We start from the raw sequence: 19548 nt of genomic DNA, 5'->3' as shown, positions 1-19548 counted from the left end.
GGAGGCCGCGCTTAGACCACAGCGCTCAGCCGGCAGCACTTGAACCGCAGCGTGGGCATGTTCAGGCAAGCTCAGCCCGGGACGGCAGGCGGACGTTGAGGATGAGGCCGCCGGCGGGTCGGGACGACGCTCTCACCGTCCCGCCGTGCGCGGAGGCGGTGGCGCGGACGATCGACAGGCCGAGGCCGGTGCCCCGGTCGGAGCGCACCCGGTCGTTGCCCAGGCGGCGGAACGGCTCGAAGATCGTCTCGATTTCGTACGGCGGGACGACGGGGCCGGTGTTGGACACCGTCAGCTCGACCCGCCCGTTGTCGCGCGCGGTGGTCACCCACACCTCGCCGCCCTCGGCGTTGTGCCGGACGGCGTTCTCCACCAGGTTCTGGACGAGCCGCTCGACCAGCACCGGATCGCCCTCCGTCGGTGCCGCGCCGAGCCGCCGGTGGGCGGTCACGCCGCGTTCGGCGGCCTCGTCGGCGGCCTGGTCGAGGACGTGCCCGGCCACCACGGCCAGGTCCAGGGGCGAGGTGTCGACCACCGTGTTCTCGCTGCCGGCGAGGGTGAGCAGCCCGTCGATGAGCCGCTCGTGCCGGCCGTTGACGACCAGCAGCGACTCGCCCAGCCGCTTCACGTCGTCGGTGGCGTCCGCGCGGCGCACCGCCACGTCCACCAGCGTCCGGTTGATCGCCAGCGGCGTCCGCAGCTCGTGCGAGGCGTTGGCGACGAACCTGCGCTGCCCGTCGAACGCCCGCGCCAGCCGTTCCAGCATCGTGTCGAAGGTGTCGGCCAGCTCCTTGACGTCGTCGCGCGGCCCCGCGTAGGCGATGCGCTCCCCCAGGTCCTGGCTGCGCGCCACCCGCCGGGCCGTCTCGGTGATGTTGTGCAGGGGGCGCAGGGCCCGGTCGGCGAAGAACCAGCCCAGGGCCAGCGCGACGACCCCCACGACGCCGAGCGCGAAGCCGCCCTGGGTCAGCAGGGCGTTCAGCGTCTCCCGCTGGGAGTCGCCCTTGGCCTGGATCAGGAGCCCGCCGACCTCCCCCGCCGGGATCTTGTAGTCCGGCGGGACCGCCTCGAAGTCCTTGACGACCATCCTGCCCGGGCCGGGCTCCGGCTGGGACACCCCGGCGACCGAGCCGGACACGGTCGACTTGGGCCCGTCCGGCAGGCCGTTCTGCACCAGGAAGTAGGTCAGTGCCAGCAGCACGATCCCGCCGAGCAGGAACAGGCCGCCGTACACGAGCGTCAGCCGGACCCGGATCGTCGGCCGGAGCCTCGCGGTGAACGTCGTCATGGAATCCGGTACCCCACTCCTGGAACGGTCTCGATGACGGGCGGGTCACCGAGCTTGCGGCGAAGCTTCATCAGCGTCACGCGGACGGTGTTGGTGAACGGGTCGGTGTGCGCGTCCCAGACCTTCTCCAGCAGCTGCTCGGCCGAGACGACCTTGCCGTCCGCGCGCAGCAGCTCGGCGAGCACCCCGAACTCCTTGCGCGCCAGCTGCACGTAACGGCCCTCCCGGAACACCTGGCGGCGCGCCGGGTCGAGCCTGATGCCGGCGCGCTCCAGGGTGGGCGGGTCGGCCGGGCGGGCGCGGCGGCCGAGGGCGTGCACGCGGGCCACCAGCTCCTCGAACGCGAAGGGCTTGGTGAGGTAGTCGTCGGCGCCGAGCCGCAGCCCCGCCACCCGGGCGGGGACGGTGACCGCCGCGGTCAGCATGATCACCCGGACCGGCGCGCCGGAGTCGACGACCGCGCGGCACACGTCGTCGCCGTGCACGATCGGCAGGTCGCGGTCCAGGACGAGCACGTCGTAGTCGTTCACGCCCAGATGCTCGAGCGCGGCGTCGCCGTCGTACACCACGTCGACGGCCAGCGCCTCGGCCCGCAGGCCCTCGGCGATCGAGTCGGCGAGCATGCGCTCGTCCTCGGCGACCAGTACCCGCACGGTCCACGTCCTCCAGCACTCAGGTACCCGCTGTCCGCCCACAGCCTCGGGGAACGGGCGTAACGCCGGCATAACGCGAACTGGTTACGGGGGGTTTAGCGCGTGCCCGCTGGACTTTGGGGCGTCCGTGAAAGTCGACAAGGAGACGAAGCGATGCGGCGACGAACGTTCGCGACGATGTCCCTGATACCGGCGCTCGCCCTGACCCTCACCCTCTCCGCCTGCGGAGGCGGCGGGAGCGGGTCCGGTGCGAGTCCGACCGCGAAGAAGACCGACGAACTGACGGCGATGCGCGCCTTCGCCAAGTGCATGCGCGCGAACGGCGTCAACATGTCCGACCCCGAGCCGCAGGGCGACGGCGGCATGCTCACGAAGGTCGAAGGAGGAGCGAAGAAGGGCGAGAGCCCGAAGAAGATGGAGGCGGCGCAGGCCAAGTGCCGCCACCTCATGCCGAACGGCGGCAAGCCGCCGAAGCTCTCGCCCGAGCAGGTCGCCAAGATGCGCGCCTTCGCCAAGTGCATGCGTGAGAACGGCATCGACATGCCCGACCCGAGCGACGACGGCCTGATCCAGCACAAGGTCGAGAACAAGCCCGGCGCCCCGGGCGCGAAGAAGGAGTCGATCGGCCAGGACCCCGACAGTCCCAAGTTCAAGGCCGCCCACAAGGCGTGCGGCCACCTCGAGCCGGCGCGTCCCGGCCAGGAGAAGGGGAACTGACCTTGAACGGGAAGCGGACGGTGTTCCTGAGCGCCGTCGGGGTGGTCGTGGTCGCGGGGGCCGGTCTCGCCACGGTCGGGCTGGGCGGCGGCGGGCAGGCGCCGGTGGCGCACAGCTCGCTGCCGCCCGCCACGGCGGACATCGAGCGCACCACGCTCACCGAGACCGAGTCGGTCGGGGGCACGCTCTCGTACGGCTCCACCAGCACCGCGTCGAGCACGGGCGGGGGCACGCTCACCTGGCTGCCGTCCCCCGGGACCGCGATCACCCGGGGCGGGACCGCCTACCGGGTCGACAACGAGCGCGTCCCGCTGCTGTACGGGAGGCTCCCGGTCTACCGGACGCTCGGCACCGGTTCCGAAGGGCCCGACGTGAAGCAGCTCGAACGGAACCTGGCGGCCCTCGGCTACGACGGCTTCACGGTCGACGACGACTTCGGCTCCGCCACCGCCACGGCGGTGAAGGAGTGGCAGGAGGATCTCGGCCTGGCGGAGACCGGCAGGATCACCCCCGGTTCGGTGATGGTCGCGCCGGGCGCGGTCCGGGTGGCCGAACGTAAGGCCGCGGTCGGCGACCGGGCCGGCGGACCGGCGTTCACCTACACCGGGACGACCCGGGTGGTGACGGTGGACCTCGACGTCAAGTACCAGCGGCTCGTCAAGAAGGGCGCGGAGGTCACGATCGAGCTGACCGAGGACGAGACCACCAAGGGCCGGGTCAGCAAGATCGGCCAGGTCGCCAAGCCCGGCGGCGGCGAGGACCCCACGACCATCGAGATCACCATCGCGGTGACCCGGCAGCGCGCGCTCGGCTCGTACGACAAGGCGCCGGTGGACGTCGCGTTCACCGCGGCCGAGCACGCGGACCAGCTCGTCGTACCGGTCGGCGCCCTCGTCGCGCAGCCCGGCGGCGGCTACGGCGTCCAGGTCGTCCAGGGCTCGACCGTCCGCACGGTGAAGGTCGAGACGGGGGCCTTCGCCGACGGCCGGGTCGCGATCACCGGTCCGGGCCTCGCCGAGGGCATGAAGGTGGGGATCCCGAAATGACCCCGGTCGTGGAGCTCCGCGACGTCACCAAGACCTACCCGGGGGACGTCACCGCGCTCGACCGGGTGTCGGTGACGGTCGAGATCGGCGAGCTGGTCGCCGTCGTCGGCCCGTCCGGCTCCGGCAAGTCGACGATGCTGCATCTGCTGGGGACGCTCGACCGGCCGAGTTCGGGGACCGTCCTGGTCCAGGGCCGGGACGTCTCCCGGCTCACCGACCGCCGGGTGTCGGCGCTGCGCTCGCGGCGCATCGGCTTCGTCTTCCAGCAGTTCCACCTGGCCGCCGGGGTGAGCGCCCTCGACAACGTCGCGGACGGCCTGCTCTACGGGGGCGTACCCCCGGCGGAGCGGCGCCGGCGGGCCCGCCTCGCGCTGGACCGGGTCGGGCTCGGCCACCGCCTCGGCCACCGGCCGCACCAGCTCTCCGGCGGAGAGAAGCAGCGGGTGGCGATCGCCCGGGCCGTGGTCGGCGAACCGGCGATGTTGCTGGCCGACGAGCCGACGGGCGCGCTCGACTCGGCGACCGGCGCCGGGGTGATCGACCTGCTGCGGGAACTGGCGGCGGCCGGCACCACGGTCATCCTGATCACGCACGACCGCGACATCGCCGACCTGCTGCCCCGCCAGGTGCGGATGCGGGACGGGCGGATCGAGCACGACGACGCGCAGAAGGCCGCCTGGGCGGAGGCCGCCCGATGATCCGCGGCAGGACCGGCGGGCGGCGGTCCCGGACCTCCGGCGGCGACGACATGCCGGCCCGTCTCGGCCCCCGGGACGTGCTCAAGGTGGGCGGCGCGGGCCTGCGCGCCCGGCCCCTCCGCGTCTTCCTGTCCGCGCTGGGCATCGCGATCGGCATCGCCGCCATGATCGGCGTCGTCGGCATCTCGACGTCCAGCCGCGCCCAGCTCCAGGCCGTTCTCGACCAGCTCGGCACCAACCTGCTGACGGTGGGGCCCGGCCAGGACTTCTTCGGCTCCGACGCCCAGCTGCCCAAGGAGTCGGTCGGCATGATCGCCCGAATCCCGGACGTGCTGTCCGCGTCCGCCACCGGCAAGGTCTCCGACGCCAAGGTCTACCGCAACGACCACGTCCCCGGCGGTGAGAGCGGCGGCATCAGCGTGCAGGCGACCCGCCTCGACCTGCCCGGCACGATCGGCCTGCGGATGGCGGCGGGGAACTGGCTCAACGCCGGCACCAGCCGCTACCCGGCCGTGGTGCTGGGCTCGGACGCCGCCGAACGCCTCGGCGTCGGGCAGCCCAACCAGCAGGTCTGGCTCGGGAAGCAGTGGTTCACGGTGGTGGGGATCCTCAGCCCGAACGGGCTCGCGCCGGAGCTCGACGCGGCCGCGCTGGTGGGCTGGGAGGTGGCGCAGGACCGGCTCGGCTTCGACGGTCATCCGACCACCGTCTACACCCGCGTGGAGAAGGAGGCCATCGACTCCGTGCAGGCCACGCTGGCCGAGGCGGCCAACCCCGAGGCGCCGAGCGAGATCAAGGTAAGCCGGCCGTCGGACGCGCTGGCCGCCGAGCAGGCCACCGACCAGGCGTTCACCGGGCTGCTGCTCGGCCTGGGCGGGGTGGCGCTGCTGGTCGGCGGCGTCGGCGTCGCCAACACGATGGTCATCTCGGTGCTGGAGCGCCGGGCGGAGATCGGCCTGCGGCGGTCGCTCGGCGCGACCCGCGGGCAGATCAGGCTCCAGTTCCTCACCGAGTCGCAGATGCTGGCCGCCCTGGGCGGCATCGGCGGGGTGAGCCTCGGCATCGTGGTCACGGCCGTCTACGCGCTCAGCCAGGGCTGGCCGACCGTGGTGCCGCCATGGGCGATGGCCGGCGGCATCGGCGCGACGCTGGTGATCGGCGGGATCGCCGGGCTCTATCCCGCGATCCGCGCCGCCCGTCTCTCCCCCACCGAGGCCCTCGCCACCCCGTGACCCGCCCGGATGCTCCCGGCCTCGCCGCACTCCCACAGCGCTCGCGGCGAGGCCGGGAGCGGCGCGGGGTCGGATGCGGCGAGGCAGAGGCGCCTTACGACGGCACGGCCGGGCCCCCTCGGAACGGGCCGGGCCCGCTCAGGGCGACCGGGCCCGCTCAGGACGGCACGGCCGGGCAGTGAGCGCCGCGGGCCGGGAGCGTGAGCTCGGTCAGGTAGGCGTCGACCGCGTTCTCCATGCAGGGCCCGCTGGTGGCGCTGCCGTGTCCCGCGCCGTCGTAGGTGAGCAGCACGCCCTTGGGGCCGAACTGCCGCGCGACCGAGACCGCGAACGTGTACGGCGTGGCCGGGTCGTGCAGCCCGTTCGACAGCAGGACGGGCGGGCCCCGGCGCACGGTGGGCTTCAGCCGGTGCTGCGGGTTGGCGGCCGGGGTGCCGAGGCAGGCGGCCACCATCCGGAGGGGCAGCAGGTACGGCATGTCGGGCGCGGCGCCGTTCATCCGCCGCACGAGCGCGTCGTACTCGCGGAAGTCGCGCACCGGCAGCCGCCAGTCGGAGCAGAAGATCGGGACCGTGGGCGGCAGCGGCGACAACCGGGGCGGCTCGGTGCCGGCCGGCGCGTGGGTCTCCATGTAGACGATCATGTCGGCGAGCCGGGCGAAGTCCGCGTTGTAGAACGCCCGGAACGCGACCATGTTGACCAGGTCGCTCGTCGTCAGGCGGGGGCCGAGCCTGCCCTGCGGGTCGGCCGCCGGGGGCGTGGCCACCTCACCTCGCCCGGCCTTGTCCAGCAGGCCCTGCCAGACCGCCCGGACGTCGCGTCCGTGCAGCGCGCAGCCGGCGTCGCGCCCGCACCACTTCACGAACTCGTCGAACAGGTCCTGCCCGGCGCGCGCCTGGGTCTCCAGGAACTCGCGCGTACGGGGAACGCTGTGGTCGAAGACGCTCTCCAGCACCATCGCCCGCACGCGGCCCGGATAGGTCTCGGCGTACTGCGCGCCGAGAATCGTGCCGTACGAGCTGCCGTGGAAGGTCAGCCTCCCCTCGCCGAGCGCGACGCGGATCGCCTCCAGGTCACGGACCGTCTGGGCGGTGTCGAGATGGTCGTGGACCCCGCCGGTCAGGTCGCGGCAGTCGGCGGCGAGTTCCTTGTTGTAGGCGACGGTCGCGGCGAAGTCGTTCTGGCTCTTCATCACCGGTGAGGGGCGTGCCGCGAGCTTCTCGGGCGAGCACTGGACGGGGCTGCTCCTGCCGACCCCGCGCGGGTCGAAGCTGACGATGTCGAAGCGGCGCCGCACTTCCGGGCTGAACCGCGAGATTCCGGTGCCGACCCGTTCCCGGCCGGAGTCGCCGGGGCCGCCCGGGCCGAACACCAGCGTCCCGACGCGCGCCGGGTCGGTGGTCGTGCGGCGGGCGATCTCCATCTCGAACGTGGGCCCGTCCGGCCGGGCCCAGTCGACGGGCAGCCGGAGCCTGGCGCATTCGGCTCCGTCCCATGCGGGCTTGCCGGGCTCGCACGCGGCCCACCGGAGGCCGCCGGCACCGGGCGCACCGGCGGGGGCCGCCTGGACGGACGTGGGAGCGGCGGCGAGAACGGAGGCCACGACGCCCGCCGCGACGAGCGCGGCGACCCCCGAGCCCCAGGCCGCCGTGCGGCGCCGGGCGGGTGTGCTCTCGGGCATGACGGTTCCTCCTGAGATCTGATCTTGGGGACGTCCGTCACGCTAGGCGCGCGGCCGTCCGCCGAGAACCCTTCTCAGGGGCGGTTCAGGGTCGCCTCAGGGGAGGTTCAGGGATGGCCGCCGCCGAGCGCGCGCCGCAGGACTTCGGCCAGATGAATCCCTCGGCGGCCCGTTCCCTGCGCGATCTGGGTCCGGCAGGAGAAGCCGTCGGCGAGGATCAGGTCGCCGTCCGCAGCCGCGCGCACCTTGGGGTACAGCTCGCGTTCGGCGCACGCCTGGGAGACGTCCCAGTGCCCCGGCTCGAAGCCGAAGTTGCCCGCCAGGCCGCAACACCCCGCGCCCACGACGTCGGTGTCGACGCCGAGCCGTTCGAGCACCGCACGATCCGCGTCGTACGAACCCTTGGCCTCCTGGTGGCAGTGCACCTGCGCCACCGCCGCGGCGTCCAGGCGCGCGAACGGCCAGTCGCCCTCGTGCCGGGCGACCAGCTCGGCCAGCGTCACCATGCTCGCGGCGAGCCGCCCGGCGCGCGGGTCGCCGGGCAGCAGTTCGGGCGCCTCGTCGCGCAACATCACCGTGCAGGACGGCTCCAGCCCGACGACCGGGAAGCCCGCCGCGAGCGCGGGCTCCAGCACGTCCAGGGTGTGGCGCAGCACGCGCGCGGTCACCCCGAGCTGGCCGGTCGAGTGCCAGGTCAGCCCGCAGCAGACGCGGCCCGGCGGGAGCAGCACCCGGTAGCCCATCGCCTCCAGGACCTCGACCGCCGCGCGACCGGTCTCGGGCGCGTGGAAGTCGGTGAAGGTGTCGGGCCACAACACGACCTTCTTTTCCAGGGGCACCGTCTTCTCGATGGGCACCGTCTTCTCGATGGGCACCGTCTTCTCGATGGGCACCGTCTTTTCCACGGGCCGTCCGCGGAACCACGTCCTGAGCGTCTCGGGCGCGAACGAGATCATCTCCCGCCGCGGCTCCACGCCCGCGATCCTCTTCGCGGCCGCCGCGACCCGCGGCCTCCGCAGCGCCGCGTTGGCCAGCCGGGCCGCGCCGGGAACACCCGCCACCGCCCGCGACACCAGGGGCAGCCAGCCCATCGAGTAGTGCGCCGCGGGCCGCCGCCGCCCGGCGTAGTGCCGGTGCAGGAACTCGGCCTTGTAGGTCGCCATGTCGACGTTCACCGGGCAGTCGCTCGCGCACGCCTTGCACGACAGGCACAGGTCGAGCGCCTCCCGTACCTCCTCCGACCGCCAGCCGCCGGTGATCGTCTCGCCGCGCAACATCTCGGCCAGGACGCGGGCCCGGCCGCGCGTGGAGTGCACCTCGTCCCGGGTCGCCTTGAACGACGGGCACATCGCGCCGGTGCCGAGGTTGCGGCAGGCGCCGACGCCGACGCAGCGGTGCACGGCCGCGGCGAACGACCCGTGGTCGCGGGTGAGCGCGTGCACCGGCGTGATCGCCAGCGCGTCGCGTCCCGGGCCCGGCCGCAGGTCGGCGTCCAGCGGCTCCGGATCGACGATCACGCCGGGGTTGAGCCGTCCCCGCGGGTCGAACACGGCCTTGAACGCCGCGAACGCGCGCCGCAGCTCCGGTGAGTACATCTTGGCCAGCAGCTCCGACCGTGCCCGCCCGTCGCCGTGCTCGCCGGAGACCGTGCCGCCGTACGAGAGCACGAGGTCGGCCGCGGCCTCCATGAACTCCCGGTAGGCCGCCACCCCGCCGGGGGTGCCCAGGCCGAAGTCGAGCCGCAGGTGCAGGCAGCCTTCGCCGAAGTGACCGTAGGGCACGCCGCGCAGCCCGCGCCGCTCCATCAGGCCGTACAGGTCGCGCAGGTAGGCGCCGAGCCGGTCGGGCGGGACGGCGGAGTCCTCCCAGCCGGGCCACGCCTCGCCGCCGTCGGGCAGCCGGGTGACGATCCCGGAGCCCGCCTCGCGGATCCACCACAACGCCCGCATCTCCCGCGGCTCGTCCACGACGACCGCGTTCGCACCGGGCACGACCCCGCGCACCGCCGCGACGAGGGTCTGCGCCGCCTCGCGTGCCTCGGCGGCCGAGGCGCCGCCGACCTCGCAGTAGAGCCAGCCGCCGCCGTCCGGCAGCCCGGCACCGGCTCCGCCTCGGCCGGGCTGGGCGCGCAGCGCGGTCAGCAGGTCGGCGGCCATGCCCTCCACGGTCAGCGCGCCGGACCGCGCGGCGAACGGGGCGACCTCGGCGGCGGTGTAGACGTCGGCGAAGCCGAGCACCGCGAGCGCCCGCGCGGCCGGCACCGGAACGAGCCGGACCGTCGCCTCGGTCACGATGCCGCACGTGCCCTCGCTGCCCACCAGTGCCTTGGCCACGTCGAAGCCCCTCTCGGGGAGCAGGTGGTGCAGCCCGTAGCCGGACACCTGACGGCTGAACCGCCCGAGCTCGGTCCGGAGCGGGCCCAGATAGGCGTCGCGCAACCGGGTCAGCTCGGCGTCGATCGACGCGTCGCCGCTGGTGCCCTTCCGCGCCGCGATCTCGCGCCCGTCCGGCAGCAGCAGCCGCAGGGCCTCGACGTTGTCGGCGGTGATCCCCCACGCCACCGAATGCGACCCGCACGCGTTGTTGCCGATCATCCCCCCGAGCGTGCAGCGCGAGTGGCTCGACGGGTCGGGCCCGAACGTCAGCCCGTACTCTCCCGCCGCCGCGCGCAGGTCGTCGAGCACGACGCCGGGCTGCACCACCGCGGTGCGGGCCGACGGGTCGATCGACCGGATCGCGGTCAGGTGACGGGACGTGTCGACGACGATGCCGCGCCCGATCGAGTTGCCCGCGATCGAGGTGCCGCCGCCACGCAGGGTGACCGGCAGGCCCCTGCCGTCCGCCTCCTCCAGCACCCGGACGAGGTCACCCGCCGAGCGCGGCTCGGCGACCATCGCCGGCACCTGCCGGTAGAGCGAGGCGTCCGACGAGTAGGCGGTACGGGTCGTCAGGTCGGTGCGGAACAGGCGGTCTCCGGACATCGACCCAGGCTAGGGCTTGTCTCGAAGTCGGCGCCCGTGGCGAGGTGCGTGCCTGGGCGTCGCGGAGCAGGGCGGTCGACTTCGAGACACGCCCTGGTGGTGACGTCGGCCGGTCAGCGCGATGCGCAGGGGCTGCCGTTGATGGTGCAGTCCGCCGTCCGGGTCGAGCCGCCGCCCTCCGCCAGGAACGTGATGCTGGAGCTGGCACCGGGGCTGAGCGGGCCGCCCTCGACCACCACGGTGTCGCCGTCCTGGCGGTACGGCAGCGGCCAGAGCGTCCGCAGCCGGGCGCGCGACAGCTCGAACGTGAGACGCCACGACCGGAGCGTGTCGCCACCCCGGTTGGTGACCGTGTACGTGCCGCGGTATTCGCGCCAGCCGTTGTCCGAGCCCTGGAAGCTGACCGCGACCGGCGCCCGTCCGGGCCGGGTCACGCCCTCGCGCGGCTCGGAGCGGTCGCGGGACGGCCGCTCGGTCGCCGCCGCGCGCGCGTCCACCGTGCTGGGAGTCGTCGTGGGCGTGGCCGAGGCGCCGGGGCCGGCGCTCTTGACCGGCTTGGGGGACTTGCTCTGCGTCGGCTGCGCCGAGGGCGAGCCGGTCGGGAGCTGGGAGGGCGCGAGGCACTCGGGCGTCTCGCACTCCTGGAGGGCCTGCGTCCGCGGCGGCTCCGACTCCGATCCCCCGAACATGACGTTCATGGCCAGGAGCGTGCCGGCGAACGTCACCGCGCCCGCGCCGGCGACCGCCGCGAGGCGACCGCGGCCCCCGCCGCGCGCACCCTTCGCCCGCGTGCCGCCACCGTGGCGCGGCCCTCCCGAGGGCGCGCCGGGCAGCGGACCGGGGTGCGGTCCCGGCGGCGGTACCGCGCCGGAGCGCGCCACCACGAGGCGGTCCGGCCAGATCACACCCTCGGGGTCACGCCCGTACGGCCGATTGCCTTGCTCTGACATCCATCCACCCGTTGTTTCGATCGTCATGGATCTCAGCGTCGGATCAGCGCCCTACGTTACACACCCGGGCGAACGTGTCGTGGCCTGGTAATTCGCCGATGGCCGCGTATGGACGCCATGACCGAAAAGACAGGACCGCGGTGGAGACACCGACGTGCCATCCTTGACGTCCGCCGGCAATGCGCGTCAAGGAGACCGTCGAGCAGATCACCCTCACGCGTATAACGGTCGGGTCCCGGTAACCGGCCTGCGCGTTTCCGCCTCAACGGCCGGTGGCAGGGTCGACTCGGGCGACGGATCGGAGGCGAGTGTGGACGAGCAATTGAGGCTCCAGCTGTTGCTGGGCCGGATCCAGCAACTCTCGAACGAGAACTGGCACGTCTTGACGCGCCCGCGCCACGCGATGGACGACCACGCCTGGGTCGGCCCCTCCGCGCGGTCCTTCGACCGCCGCCTCGAACACGGCGACGCCGAACTCCACGCCCAGCTCCGCAAGGCCCTGGACCTCGTCCAACGGCAAATCGGCCGTCCTCTGGCCGGATGAGACGATGGCGGACAACTGGCTCGGCCCGGACACCTGCGGAGTGAAGCTCGTCCAGTTCGAGCAGATGGCCCAGGACATGACCAGGGCGGTGTCCCAGCTGGAGGACCTGGCCGACCAGCTCTGGCAGGCCCTGAACGGCGCCAAGGTCGACACCGCCCCCGCCATGGAGATCAAGCGCCTCGCCACCTGGGCCCACGAGGCGGCCACCGACCTCCGCCGCCGCAACACCCTCGCCCACGACCTCGACCGCCAGAAACTCGCGATCGAGGTGTGCCGCCTCGACGGCACCTACCTCACCCTCCCCGATCGCTACACCGACCAGGTCGCCTACGGCGAGGGAAGCCGCCTCGCGGGCCTCGTCCGGCGTGCCGCCGCCGGAGACCGCAAGGCCCTGGCGGACCTCCGCAGATACGACCCGAAGGACGTCACCCCCGCCCTCGCCAAGGCCCTCGTACGAACACTCGGCGCGGACGGGCTGCTGAGACTCCCGGTCGACCTGGGCCGGCGGCTCACCGTCGACGTCCACCAGGAGGGCGGCGACGCCGTCGCCCGCGACACCCGCAACGTCCTGGCCATCCTCGGCCGCAGCCTCGCCCTGACCACCGACCCCGGCCGCAGCGGCTACGTCGGCGACGCCTTCTTCACCCAGATCATGGCCGCGGGCCGCACCACGTTCCCGCCCGGAACGGAACCCCCGCGCGGAGCAGCGGGCTACCAATCCCTCTCCACCCTGATGACCGCCGCCGGAAACGCCCGCTTCTCCGCCCGCTTCATGGGCACCGTCGGCGCGGACATGGTCGACTACGACAGGCACCTGCCGAAGAACCTGGGCCCCCTGCCCGAGCTGAGCGGCCACTACGACCTCGGCAACGCCCTCGACCCGAGCACGACCAAGGTGACCGTGGGAGACCGCGGAACGGACTTCCTCCTCCCGCTCCTGCACGCGGCGGCCGCCTCCGGCCGCGAGGGGGCACAAGCCCTCCTCAGCCACGCCCCCATGGGCCCCCACCCCGCCAAGACCCCGGCGAGCGGGCGGAACTCCAACCTCGCCTACCTTCTGAGCAGCCGCCGCGAGCTCTGGGCCAAAACCGACCACGGCGCAGCCCTCGGTGCGACGCTCAAAACGGCCGCCTCCGGCACGGACAAGGATTCCGAACGCCTCGCCTTCGAAGCCGCCAGAATCCTCGCCACCGACGCCCGCAAGTACTGGGTCATCAAGGAAGGCAAACTCTCCGCGGTCGACGAGAGCGGAGGCGGCAACCTCCTCAAAGGCACTTTCAGCCTGAGCAACCCCAAGGAGGCCATGGCCGCCTACTCGCGAGTCTCCAACCCGATCCAGGACATCGACGCGATCTCCGCCCTGCGCCCCTATATGGCCGAGGTCCTCGCGACCCACATGGCCAAGGTCAACGACGTCTTCGAACAAGCTCGATCGGCAGGGCCGGAAGCGTACCGATGACCGACGTGGACATGGATTACCTGCTGCTGGACCTCACCCGCGACACGAAGTCCTTCGAGATCCTTCTGCGCGGCCAGATCGCTTACACCGCGGTCGTTCTCGACCAGGCCGTCGCCAACGGATCTCGCCACCTGCCCAGTGTCGTCGTCACTCCAGGGCGGGTGTTCGGACATATCCTGGAGGCCCGCAGCCAGGCCACCGAGGGTGAGAAAGCCCGGCTGGCGGAGGAACTCGCGCGAGTACAGAGCTATGTGGGCCTGTTCACCAGTCTCGCCGTCCAAAAGGCACAAGCCGCCGTCGCCAGCCGGGCCCCCGTGGCGGGCGAGGCCGCCAACCTCCTGGTGCCACAGACCCAGCAGGCTCTGGAAAAAATGATCGCCAAACGTCTCACCGAAAAGCCCAACAAGGCCATCTTGACCACCGGGACGAACACTGAGGCCGTGGAGAAGCTCTTCAGCCAGATGATCGCTTCGGCGCTGATCACCCACGGCCGCTACGACCGCCAGGACCTGAAGGGGAAGAACTTCGCCACCACGGGAGACAGCCCGGAGATTCTCCCATTGGAAAAACTGGATTCCCATCAGCTCGAAGCATTGCTCTCGTGGGCTTCTGAGAATTCCGATATCGAGGATCTCGGTGGTCGCGCCGTGACGGAAATGGATACCGGCAAGAAGGCCACGGCGGGACACTACACGGACTCCCAGGGAAACCAGGCAAATCCGCTTCTTGAGAAATGATGATCACTCGCATGAAGGCCGTACCGCTGTCAGCAGCCATGGCGATCTTGGCTGCATCGTGCAGTGGGAACTCTTCGGCAAAGCCGACACCGCCGACACCTGACCTCCGCCCCATTGTGGACAGCGCACCCTATTTCTGTGACCTTGTCCCCGAAGGAGCCTTCCGCCGCGCCACCGGATTGACGATGAAATTGAGTCCGCGATGGTCAGGTCCACAGACCGACAACGGACTATGTCTGGCATTCGCTGCCGACCGTGAGGCACCCCTTGGCCTGAATTGGTCATTCAACAACGGGAAAAATGTCATCGACCGCCAGCAGCGCAACGGGGAGGACGACTCTCCTCATCCGTTGCCTCCCGAACTGGGGACGGGGCTGGCCGTGATCCAGCCCACAGCGGGTGCGGACCCACGTCCGAACTATGTCATCGCCCTGTTCAAGTGCGGAAAGCGGACACCGTGGATCCGCATTGACTTTGCGCCGGTTGTGCGGGGGCGGGATGCGGTGGAGGACATGGTCGCGTTCATGCGGATCGCCGAGAAGAGGTTCGGGCAGATCCACAAGTGCACGCCCAAGCCCGCCTGATCCTCGGCGGGAAAGTCAGACGTAGTTGGTTTCTGGTCTTGGGTGGTTGGTGTCGAGGCGGCGAGCGTTGAGGGGGGATACGTCGATGGCGGGGGTGCGGGTCAGGTAGAGGTCGCGGATCACTTCGCCTACGGCGGGGCCCTGGAGGAAGCCGTGGCCTGAGAAGCCGGTGGCGTAGAAGAAGCGGCTCACGTCGGGGGCCTCGCCGATGAGGGCGTTGTGGTCCGGGGTCACCTCGTACAGGCCGGCCCAGCCTGAGGTGAGCCCGACGTCCAGCAGGCTCGGGGCGCGGCGGGCCATGGCCTCGCCGAGGCGGGGCAGCCAGGCGTCGTCACGTTCCAGCTTGAAGCCGGGCTGCTCGTCCGGGTCGGACATGCCGATCATCAGGCCCCGGCCCTCCGCGTGGAAGTAGAAGGTGGAGGCGAAGTCGATGGTCATCGGCACCGGGCGCGGCAGGTCCGGCATCGGCTCGGTGAACACGATCTGCCGGCGCAGGGGGACGACGGGCAGGTCGACCCCGGCCATGTCGCCGACGGCGGCCGACCAGGCTCCGGCCGCGCACACGACGGCCGGGGTCTCGATCCGGCCGTGCGCGGTCCCGACGGCCTTGACGTCGCCGCCGTCCACCTCGATGGCGAGGACCTCGCAGTGCGGCAACACGCGGGCGCCGTGCCGGCGGGCGCCGGTCGCGTAGCCGAGGACGACCGACTCGGGCGTGCAGTGCCCGTCGTCGGGCGAGAACGCGGCGGCCAGCAGCCCGTCCGTCGCGATCAGGGGCGAGAGCTCGCGCGCCTCCCGTACCGAGATCATCCGGCTGGGGACGCCGAGGTCGTTCTGCAGGGCGACGCCGCGTTCGAACGCCGCGACGTCCTCGGGGTCCGACAGCAGGAAGAGGTAGCCGACCCGGTGCAGGTCGATCTCCTGCCCCGGCCGTTCGCCGAACCGCCCGAACGCCTCCAGGCTGCGGGCGCCGAGCTTGATGTTGACCTCGTCGGAGAACTGCGCCCGCACCCCGCCCGCGGCCTTGCAGGTCGAGCCCGACCCGAGCTCGCCGCGTTCGAGGAGGACGACGTCCACGCCGGCCTCCGCCAGGTGGAACGCGATGCTGGTGCCCATCACGCCGCCGCCGACGATCACCACGTCGGCCGATGCCGGGAACTCCACCGGGCGCCCCCCTAGAGCCGGAAGCCGGGGTCGGCGTCGATCTCCAGCACGTCCATCTGGGCCTTCTGCAGCCGTCCGGAGTAGTCCCAGTTCATCGACTGCCAGCGGGTGAACTGGTCGAGCACCCACACGCCCGACTGGCGGCTCCCGTTGCCGGACTTGCCGTTGCCGCCAAACGGCAGGTGCGCCTCGGCGCCGGAGGTGGAGTTGTTGACGCTGACCATCCCGGCCTTGACGCCGCGCCGGAACGTGAACGCCTTCCGCGGGTCCGTCGTGTAGATGGCCGACGAGAGCCCGTAGCCGGGCGCGTTGGCGAGCGTGACGGCCTCGTCCAGGTCCCGGTACGTCGTGACGCCGATGATCGGGCCGAACGTCTCGTTCAGGAACAGCTCGTCGGCCGCGGTCACCCCGTCCACGATCACCGGGTGGTAGTAGAGCCCGGCCAGGTCGCCGGCGAAGCCGTCGCGCGGCGCCGCCTCGGTGATCCGCCCGACCGCGCTCGACCCGTACGTGCGGTGCCGGCCGGGGTCGATCCAGCCGAGGGACTTCTCGAAGCCGTCCGCGAACCGCTCGTTGATGAGCGGGCCGAAGAGGATGCCCTCCTCCATGGGGTCCCCGACCTTCGCCGCGCGCGTCGCCGCGTCCAGCCGCCGGACGAACTCCTCGTGCGCCGACTCGTGCACGATCACGGTGCCGAGGGACGTGCAGCGTTGCCCGGCCGTCCCGAAGCCCGAGAACAGCGCGCCCTCCACGGCGAGGTCGAGTTCGGCGTCCTCGGTCACGACCATCGGGTTCTTGCCGCCGAGCTCCAGGCAGGGCGTCTGCAGGTGGCGTCCGCACAGTTCGCCGACGCGCACGCCGACGGCGGTCGACCCGGTGAAGCCGACCTTGTCCACCAGGCCCTGCCCGAGCGCGGTCTCCAGGCCGCGGAACGTTTCCGCGCCCTCGGCGTACACCACGTTGAGCACACCGTCCGGCACGCCCGCGTGCGCGAACAGCTCGTAGAACGCCTCCGCGCAGGCGGCCGCGTACTCCGCGGGTTTCCACACGACCGTGTTGCCGCAGAGCAGCGCCGGGACGATGTACCAGGACGGCACGGCCACCGGGAAGTTGCCCGCCGTGATGACGGCGGCGACCCCGACCGGCTCGCGGAACGTGAAGAGCTGCTTGTCGGGCATCTCCGACGGGACGGTCTGCCCGTACAGCCGTCGTCCCTCGCCGAGGAAGAACGCGCAGGTGTCGGCGATCTCCTGCACCTCGCCGAGCGACTCCCCGTAGGGCTTGCCGACCTCGCGCGACACGATCCGTGCGAGCCGTTCCTTGTTGTTCTCGACCAGCCGCCCGGCGTTCGCGATCACCTGGCCGCGGATCGGCGCCGGAACGTCGCGCCAGGTCTCCTGGGCCGTCCGCGCGGCCCGGCACGCGTCCACGAAGACCCTGGCGTTCCCGAGCGCGATCTCGGCGACCACCTCCCCCGCCCGCGCCGGAGAGGTCGAGACGTAGCTGGCGGCGGCCGGCCCCTGGCGGGCCCCGCCGATGATGGAGGAGAGCGTCATGGCTCCAGCCTGCGCCCCCGGCCGCCTCCCGCCAAGATCAAAGAGTGCCAGGGTCCGCCGTCCCGGCCTTGCGCAGCTCAGGGACTTCTATTTCCAACTAATCATGTGGATATAGTTTGCTTTGCTCGAAAACGGCCGAGGAGGCGACATGGCTCTGCCGGACTTCCTGGTGATCGGCGCCCCCAAGGCGGGGACGACCGCGCTGCACGCGGCGCTGGACCGCCATCCGGGCCTGTTCACGGCCCCGGTGAAGGAGCCGAAGTTCTTCCTCACCGACGGGCCGCCGCCGACGCGCGGCGGTCCGGGCGACGCGAAGACCTACCGCGAGCACGTGTGGCGCCGCGAGGACTACGAGGCGCTGTTCGACGAGGCGCCGGCGGGTGCGCTGTGCGGAGAGTCCACGCCGTTCTATCTGTACGACCCGGCGGCGCAGGAGCGGATCCGGCGCCTCATCCCCGAGGTACGGATGATCGCCATCCTGCGCGATCCGGTGGAACGCGCGCACTCGAACTGGACGCACCTGTGGTCGGCCGGCCTGGAGCCGGTCGGCGACGTGGTCCGCGCGTGCGCGGAGGAGGACCGCCGGAAGGAGGCCGGGTGGGCCGACTTCTGGCATTACGTGGGGCTCGGGCGGTACGGCGGCCAGCTGGAGCGGCTCTACGAGTCGTTCTCCCGGGAACAGGTGCTGGTGCTCAGATACCGGGAGCTCCTGGAGCAGCCCGTGGAGACGCTGGACCGGATCTGCGCGTTCCTCGGCGTGGAGACCGGCGTCCTCACCGAGGTGCCGAGGGAGAACGTCACGGCCCATCCGGACCACACCGTCCGGCACCGGCTGCTCGCGCGGGCGGTGCGGGTGGGCACGCTGCTGCCGGGCGAGCTGTCCACCAGGATCGTGAGCCCGCTGGAACGCACCCTCCAGCAGGACGGGCGGGCGCGGCGGCCGTTGACCTGGGAGCAGCGGCAGGCGCTGCTGCCCTACTTCGACGCCGACATCCGGCTGCTGGAGCAGGTCACCGGCCAGACGTTCGGTGACTGGCTCGCGCCCCGCGACAACTCCGGCGGGCTCGTCGGCGCCAGGCCCGCGGGCCAGCGGCAGGCGCGGAACGGCCGGCGCCGCGACCACGGCGAGCCCTGAACCGCCCTGACGCCTCAGCCTCCCGCGACGACCCCAGCCTCCCGGAAGACCCCAGCCGCCCGGAAGACCCCAGCCGCCCGGAAGACCTCAGCCTCCCGGAAGACCTCAGCCTCCCGGAAGACCTCGGCCGCCCGTGCCGCCACCTGGACGATCTAGGCGGCCCGCACCTCGGTACGGAGTTCGTGGGCGCCGTCCGGGCGCGTGACCTCGTAGAAGAGCCGGTAGCCGCCATCGGAGGTCGGGAGGACGTCCAGGTAGCGCAGGCCCCCGCCCTGGTGCGGCGACTCGGCCCAGGGGTCCGAGCCGACGTGGGCGAGCACGCCGGGCTCGCTGCCCGCGGCGACGCCGGTGCGTTCCTCGAAGTTCTCCGCCGCGGTGGCGCGGCCGTCGTAGGCGGCGATGACGTCGGCACCGGAGAGCAGGACCGCGCTGACGCGGACGCCGCGCGCGTCCCAGGTGCCGTCGCGGCGGCCCAGGGCGGTGCCGTGCCAGGTCCAGTCGAGGCCGTCGACGCTGGTGGCGTACTCGGTCACCATCTGGTCGGCGTCGTCGGCGACCTCCAGCGGGTGGCACGACGCCCACAGGTGCCAGAGCCCGTCATGGTGGACGATCACCGGGTCCTTGACACCGGTCAGCTCGTCCCCGGGGAGGACGACCCGGCGGTCGCGCGGGTCGAAGTCGGCGGGGTCCTTGGCCTCGAGCACCTCGATCCGCCAGTGCTTGGTGCCGGTCGTGGCACAGCTCAGGTAGAGCCGCCACAGGCCCTCGGCCGTCCGGACGAGGGCGGGGCGTTCGAGGGACTCGGCGTCCATCGTGTCCTTGCCGATCGTCACGAGCGGCTCCACGGGCGCGCCGTCCCGGTAGCGCGCGACGACGACCGCGTAGCCGCGGCCCTGGCCGATCGGGCGGCGGAGGCGGTAGGCGAGGTAGATCCAGCCGTTGTCGCCCTCGGCCGCGCTCGGCGCCCCGGCCCAGTAGCCCGCGCCCGCGCCGGGCGGCTCGGCCAGGACCGTCGAGCGCGCCAGATCAGGGACCAGAGGCGTGTATTCCCCGCTATTCACATCTGGATGATAGGTCATAGCCGCCCGGAACGGGGCTCCCGTTGCTGCCGGGAGGTCAAGGA

Annotated in this window: 17 protein-coding genes; 9 read left to right on the top strand and 8 right to left on the bottom strand. The window is 72.2% G+C overall.

Going from position 1 to position 19548, the window contains the following annotated elements; genetic code table 11:
* Positions 1-61: 61 nt before the first annotated feature.
* The gene (locus ABZ810_RS02130) at positions 62-1288 is read right to left on the bottom strand and encodes a HAMP domain-containing sensor histidine kinase (protein ID WP_358398042.1); all 1227 of its coding nucleotides are present in this window, start codon (positions 1286-1288) and stop codon (positions 62-64) included.
* Entirely contained in the window at positions 1285-1941 is a 657-nt protein-coding gene (locus tag ABZ810_RS02125; RefSeq protein ID WP_358398040.1) for a response regulator transcription factor, read from the bottom strand. Before ABZ810_RS02125 ends, ABZ810_RS02130 begins: the two co-directional genes overlap by 4 nt.
* A gap of 153 nt (positions 1942-2094) precedes the next feature.
* On the opposite strand from ABZ810_RS02125, the gene ABZ810_RS02120 reads away from it, so the two are divergent.
* Genes ABZ810_RS02120 through ABZ810_RS02105 form a run of 4 tightly spaced genes read left to right on the top strand, consistent with a single transcriptional unit; the run spans position 2095 to position 5634 of the window.
* Positions 2095-2658 carry a hypothetical protein gene (locus ABZ810_RS02120; protein WP_358398038.1) on the top strand — a complete coding sequence of 188 codons (564 nt, stop codon included), beginning with the start codon at positions 2095-2097 and terminating at the stop codon, positions 2656-2658.
* A gap of 2 nt (positions 2659-2660) precedes the next feature.
* Positions 2661-3704 carry a peptidoglycan-binding protein gene (locus ABZ810_RS02115; RefSeq protein ID WP_358398037.1) on the top strand — a complete coding sequence of 348 codons (1044 nt, stop codon included), beginning with the start codon at positions 2661-2663 and terminating at the stop codon, positions 3702-3704.
* Positions 3701-4402 (top strand): ABC transporter ATP-binding protein, encoded by a 702-nt coding sequence (locus tag ABZ810_RS02110; RefSeq protein WP_358398035.1) that lies wholly within the window; start codon positions 3701-3703, stop codon positions 4400-4402. Before ABZ810_RS02115 ends, ABZ810_RS02110 begins: the two co-directional genes overlap by 4 nt.
* Positions 4399-5634 carry an ABC transporter permease gene (locus ABZ810_RS02105; protein WP_358398032.1) on the top strand — a complete coding sequence of 412 codons (1236 nt, stop codon included), beginning with the start codon at positions 4399-4401 and terminating at the stop codon, positions 5632-5634. The genes ABZ810_RS02110 and ABZ810_RS02105 overlap by 4 nt, the downstream gene beginning before the upstream one ends.
* Before the next feature lie 157 nt (positions 5635-5791).
* Here ABZ810_RS02105 and ABZ810_RS02100 read toward each other — a convergent pair whose 3' ends face one another.
* From ABZ810_RS02100 to ABZ810_RS02090, 3 genes are all read right to left on the bottom strand, one after another.
* On the bottom strand, positions 5792-7315 hold the full coding sequence (locus ABZ810_RS02100; RefSeq protein WP_358398030.1) for an alpha/beta hydrolase: 1524 nt from the start codon (positions 7313-7315) through the stop codon (positions 5792-5794).
* A 107-nt stretch (positions 7316-7422) separates the two neighbouring features.
* On the bottom strand, positions 7423-10296 hold the full coding sequence (locus ABZ810_RS02095; protein WP_358398028.1) for an FAD-binding and (Fe-S)-binding domain-containing protein: 2874 nt from the start codon (positions 10294-10296) through the stop codon (positions 7423-7425).
* A gap of 113 nt (positions 10297-10409) precedes the next feature.
* Positions 10410-11246: a cellulose binding domain-containing protein gene (locus tag ABZ810_RS02090; protein WP_358398027.1), complete on the bottom strand. Its 837-nt coding sequence runs from the start codon at positions 11244-11246 to the stop codon at positions 10410-10412.
* A 310-nt stretch (positions 11247-11556) separates the two neighbouring features.
* On the opposite strand from ABZ810_RS02090, the gene ABZ810_RS02085 reads away from it, so the two are divergent.
* Genes ABZ810_RS02085 through ABZ810_RS02070 form a run of 4 tightly spaced genes read left to right on the top strand, consistent with a single transcriptional unit; the run spans position 11557 to position 14570 of the window.
* The gene (locus tag ABZ810_RS02085; protein ID WP_358398025.1) at positions 11557-11790 is read left to right on the top strand and encodes a hypothetical protein; all 234 of its coding nucleotides are present in this window, start codon (positions 11557-11559) and stop codon (positions 11788-11790) included.
* A 4-nt stretch (positions 11791-11794) separates the two neighbouring features.
* Positions 11795-13249: a hypothetical protein gene (locus tag ABZ810_RS02080; protein ID WP_358398023.1), complete on the top strand. Its 1455-nt coding sequence runs from the start codon at positions 11795-11797 to the stop codon at positions 13247-13249.
* Positions 13246-13986: a hypothetical protein gene (locus ABZ810_RS02075; protein WP_358398021.1), complete on the top strand. Its 741-nt coding sequence runs from the start codon at positions 13246-13248 to the stop codon at positions 13984-13986. Before ABZ810_RS02080 ends, ABZ810_RS02075 begins: the two co-directional genes overlap by 4 nt.
* 11 nt (positions 13987-13997) lie before the next feature.
* On the top strand, positions 13998-14570 hold the full coding sequence (locus tag ABZ810_RS02070) for a hypothetical protein (protein ID WP_358398019.1): 573 nt from the start codon (positions 13998-14000) through the stop codon (positions 14568-14570).
* Between the two features lie 15 nt (positions 14571-14585).
* Here the strand turns inward: ABZ810_RS02070 and ABZ810_RS02065 are convergent, their stop codons facing one another.
* Positions 14586-15734, bottom strand: coding sequence for an FAD-binding oxidoreductase (locus ABZ810_RS02065; RefSeq protein ID WP_358398017.1), 1149 nt, complete (start codon positions 15732-15734; stop codon positions 14586-14588).
* An 11-nt stretch (positions 15735-15745) separates the two neighbouring features.
* Complete coding sequence (locus tag ABZ810_RS02060; protein WP_358398014.1) at positions 15746-17290, bottom strand: aldehyde dehydrogenase family protein; 1545 nt, start codon at positions 17288-17290, stop codon at positions 15746-15748.
* A 148-nt stretch (positions 17291-17438) separates the two neighbouring features.
* Between ABZ810_RS02060 and ABZ810_RS02055 the strand changes: the two genes are divergently transcribed.
* Positions 17439-18425: a sulfotransferase gene (locus ABZ810_RS02055; RefSeq protein ID WP_358398012.1), complete on the top strand. Its 987-nt coding sequence runs from the start codon at positions 17439-17441 to the stop codon at positions 18423-18425.
* Positions 18426-18577: 152 nt separating this feature from the next.
* On the opposite strand, the gene ABZ810_RS02050 is transcribed toward ABZ810_RS02055, so the two are convergent.
* Positions 18578-19486 carry a hypothetical protein gene (locus ABZ810_RS02050; RefSeq protein WP_358398010.1) on the bottom strand — a complete coding sequence of 303 codons (909 nt, stop codon included), beginning with the start codon at positions 19484-19486 and terminating at the stop codon, positions 18578-18580.
* Positions 19487-19548 lie beyond the last annotated feature (62 nt).

Source organism: Spirillospora sp. NPDC047279 (genome assembly GCF_040643285.1).
In the GTDB taxonomy this organism is placed as follows: Bacteria; Actinomycetota; Actinomycetes; order Streptosporangiales; family Streptosporangiaceae; genus Spirillospora.
The sequence above is the reverse complement of the archived record's forward strand: the minus strand, read 5'-3'. Positions and strand labels throughout refer to the sequence as shown.